Origin of the sequence: Acinetobacter sp. YH12236 (assembly GCF_013417645.1) — a bacterium.
Lineage (GTDB): Bacteria > Pseudomonadota > Gammaproteobacteria > Pseudomonadales > Moraxellaceae > Acinetobacter.
Genome location: NZ_VPDM01000067.1, coordinates 1 through 4,116 on the forward strand (window position 1 = coordinate 1; position 4,116 = coordinate 4,116).

General features: G+C 45.8%; 2 protein-coding genes and 2 pseudogenes. 1 reads left to right on the top strand and 3 read right to left on the bottom strand.

Going from position 1 to position 4,116, the window contains the following annotated elements; translation table 11 throughout:
* A pseudogene (locus FTV14_RS15730) lies at positions 1-89 on the top strand (IS5/IS1182 family transposase); the annotation flags it as partial.
* Positions 90-239: 150 nt separating this feature from the next.
* Here FTV14_RS15730 and fadA read toward each other — a convergent pair.
* From fadA to FTV14_RS15745, 3 genes and pseudogenes are all read right to left on the bottom strand, one after another.
* Entirely contained in the window at positions 240-1,412 is a 1,173-nt protein-coding gene (gene fadA / locus FTV14_RS15735) for an acetyl-CoA C-acyltransferase FadA (protein WP_180054160.1), read from the bottom strand.
* A gap of 12 nt (positions 1,413-1,424) precedes the next feature.
* Entirely contained in the window at positions 1,425-3,575 is a 2,151-nt protein-coding gene (gene fadB / locus FTV14_RS15740) for a fatty acid oxidation complex subunit alpha FadB (protein WP_159123725.1), read from the bottom strand.
* 439 nt (positions 3,576-4,014) lie between these two features.
* A pseudogene (locus tag FTV14_RS15745) lies at positions 4,015-4,116 on the bottom strand (IS982 family transposase); the annotation flags it as partial.

Here is a 4,116-nt window from a genome sequence, read left to right on the forward strand (position 1 = left end):
GAGGAATAGCTACTCGATATGACAAGCTCAAAAGAAATTATCAAAGTTCTGTTGCCTTAGCCTGTATATTTTTATGGCTACCGTTATAGGGTTAATTATGAACAGTAAGTGTCAACAGACCCTAATATTCAACTTTATCATAAATAAGGCTATGTGTATTTTACAAAACTTTGAATGAATAGTTCGCAATAAAGAAACCCCGCAATAAGCGGGGTTTTTTGTCTCGAAGTATTTAAGAATTAAACACGTTCGATAATGGTCGCGATACCTTGACCCAGACCGATACACATGGTCGCAAGACCGATTTGAGTATCTTGTTGCTCCATTACGTTTAGCAATGTCGTCGTGATACGCGCGCCAGAACAACCAAGCGGGTGACCCAACGCAATCGCGCCACCGTTATGGTTCACGATGTCTTGCTTGTCATAAATGCCTAAGCCTTTAAGAACAGACAGACCTTGTGCGGCAAACGCTTCGTTTAACTCTACAGTTTGCATGTCTTCAATGGTCAGACCAGCACGTTTCAATGCTTTTTGTGTTGCTGGAACAGGGCCATAACCCATGATTGCAGCATCACAACCTGCAACCGCCATAGAGCGGATCACAGCACGTGGTTTCAAACCAAGCGCTTGAGCACGTTCAGCAGACATTAACAGCATTGCAGATGCACCATCAGACAATGCTGAAGATGTTGCAGCAGTCACTGTACCGCCTTTAGGATCAAAGACTGGGCGTAAAGCACGGAAAGTTTCGATGTTGGCATCCGGACGGATCACTTCATCGATATCACACAGAACTTTATAACCGTCAGCATTATGACCTTCAATGCCTACGATCTCGTTCTGGAACAGACCATTTTCAGTCGCAGCCCAGGCACGGCGGTGAGATTCCACACCAAACGCATCCTGTTCTTCACGAGTAATGCCGTTCATGCGACCTAGCATTTCAGCAGTCAGGCCCATCATGTTTGATGCTTTTGCATAGTGCTTAGATGCAGCAGGGTTCAGGTCGATGCCGTGCATCATGCCTACGTGACCCATATGCTCTACACCACCGATGATGAAGATATCACCCTGGTTAGTCGCAATTTGTGCAGCCGCAGTGTGGATTGCCTGCATAGAAGAACCACACAGACGGTTAACTGTTTGACCTGCAACAGTCTTAGGAAGGTCAGCTAACAATGCGATGTTACGCGCAATGTTCATACCTTGTTCCAGAGTCTGGTTCACACAGCCCCAGATCACATCTTCGACTTCATTCGGGTCGAATTCGTTACGAATCATCAACGCACGGATAAGTTCAGCTGACATGCTGTCGGCACGTACATTGCGGAACATACCGTTTTTCGATTTGCCCATGGCAGTACGTACGCCATCAACAATCACAACGTCACGTGGATTTAAAGTAGCCATTCACGTCACTCCTTAACCGTAGAATTTTTTGTTGTTAGCAGCCATGTCGCGCAATGATTGCGGCGCTTCATAAGCCTTACCTAAGTGCGCGTATTTGTCGCAAAGTGCAACATACTCAGCTACACCAGTTTGGTCGATATAACGGCATGGACCACCACGGAATGGAGGGAAGCCTACACCCATGATCATCGCCATATCTGCTTCAGCCGGAGTTGCAACAATGTTGTCTTCCAGGCAACGAACAGTTTCGTTACAGAAAGCCAGCATCATACGGTCAATGATCTCTTGAGGATCAAATTCACGTTTTTCAGCAGTTGCAACAGATGCCACAAGTTCGTATGCGGTTGGATCAACCACTTTGGCTTTTTTGCCTTTACGGTCAAGTTCGTATTTGTAGAAACCAACATCATTCTTTTGACCCAGACGGTTGTTTTCGTACATCACTTGGATTGAACCTTTGAAATCAGGTTTCATACGATCCGGGAAGCCTTCAGCCATGACTTCTGCACCGTGAACGCCAGTATCGATACCGACCACGTCCATCAGGTAAGCAGGGCCCATAGGCCAGCCGAATTTTTCCATCACTTTGTCGATTTGCTGGAAGTCAGCACCATCTTTCAGTAACAGGTCAAATGCACCGAAGTAAGGGAACAGTACGCGGTTTACCAGGAAGCCCGGGCAGTCATTCACTACGATTGGTGTTTTACCCATTTTCTGAGCAAGAACAACAGTCGTTGCAATCGCTTCAGCAGAAGTCTTCTCACCACGAATCACTTCTACCAGTGGCATCATGTGTACCGGGTTAAAGAAGTGCATACCGACGAAGTTTTCAGGACGTTCCAGATTTTCAGCCAGACGCGTGATTGAAATCGTAGACGTGTTCGACGCAATAATTGTGTTTTCACGTACTTTAGATTCAGTTTCTTTCAGTACGATGCCTTTCACTTTCGGGTTTTCAGTTACTGCTTCGATCACGATGTCGACTTCTTTAAACTCGTCATAGCTTAAAGTAGGACGGATGCGAGCAAGGGTTTCACCCATTTGCGCCGGCTTCATCTTCTTGCGTTCAACCTGCTTGGTCAGCAGTTTGTTTGCTTCAGACATACCCAGTGCAAGTTGCTGGTTACCGATGTCTTTCATGATGATTGGAGTGCCTTTGCTTGCCGCCTGGTAAGCAATACCACCACCCATGATCCCTGCGCCTAGAACGGCAGCCTGGTTCACTGGATGTGCACCTTGTTCATATTTCTTAGAAGTTTTCTTCACAACCTGGTCGTTCAGGAACAGACCGATTAACGCACCTGCTTGTGGAGTTACCGCAGCTTTCGCAAAGCCTTGAGCTTCAACTTTTAACGCTTCATCGCGGTGTAAGCTTGCACCTGCCTGAAGAGAATCAAGCAATAGTTTTGGCGCTGGGTATTGAGCAGGGTTTGCTTTTGCAAGAACCGCACCTTTCGCCGTATTGAACGCCATCATTTGCTCAAGCATGTTCAGCTTGATTGGATCCAGTTTTTCCTGGCGTTTTGTTTGCCAGTCTAAACGACCGTGAATTGCCTGTTTCAACAGGTCAATCGCAGCATCTTTCAGTTTGTCTGCAGCCACAACCGCATCAACAGCACCATCTTTCAGTGCAGCAGCCGGTTTTTTCGGAGTAGCCATGGCCATCCATTCAACTGCATTGTCGATACCGATCAGACGGCTTAAACGAACCGTACCACCGAAACCAGGGAAGATACCAAGTTTGATTTCAGGCAGGCCGACTTGCGCCTGTTCTGACATCACACGGTAGTCACAGACTAAGCACATCTCGAAACCGCCACCTAGTGCCATACCGTTAATCGCGGCAACTTTAGGAATGTCCAGGTCTTCGAAGCTGTTAAAAATTTCATGAACTGGTAGTGCCCAGTCAACAATTGCCTGTTCGCCTTGAGCAAAGTTATCGCCGAACTCAGTAATGTCAGCACCTACAATAAATGTAGACTTGCCTGAAGTCACGATTAAACCCTGAATGTCAGCAGCGGAAACTGCGTCGATCGCAGCCTTGAAATCTTCAATCGTTGCACGGTTGAATTTGTTAACCGACTCACCTTGTAAGTCAAAGCGGAATTCTGCAATTCCGTCCTCAAGCATTTGGACGGTAATGGCATTGCCAGCGTGGATCATGCCCTGATCTCCTTTATTTTGGAGGACTTCTAAGTTGATGTTGTGAAGCAAGCGCGCATTTCCCGCGCACTTTTTTACTTCGCTAATCTTACGATAACTATATCCAAAAAGAACAACACAAGTTGTATCAAGCCGTGACGCAAGGGTCATCAATTTTCATCGCTCAATCAAGGTGTTGTCATGTCCGGAATACAGTGAACCGTTATCGCAGTGTAATGAAGTTATTGTTTCAATTTCACTTTTTTATTGCTGTCGCGCTGTTTTTATAACGTAAATTGACCAGATAGGGAATGTTTGCTGTGTGGTGTTTTGGTCAAAATAGTCAATTGAGATTCAAATTATTCGATACGGATGTAAGAAAATGTATGCAACGCTGTGTTCTACAAGCGGGTAGGGAGAGCAAAAGCAGCTTTGTTAACCTGAGTTCGATGAAATCCACTTAACCTTTTAGCATATTTTGGAAAGTTGGCTTATTGGGGTTCAAACAATAAGCCACTACAGCAGCCATGATATTCACCATGAAGTTATTTACCGAACGATG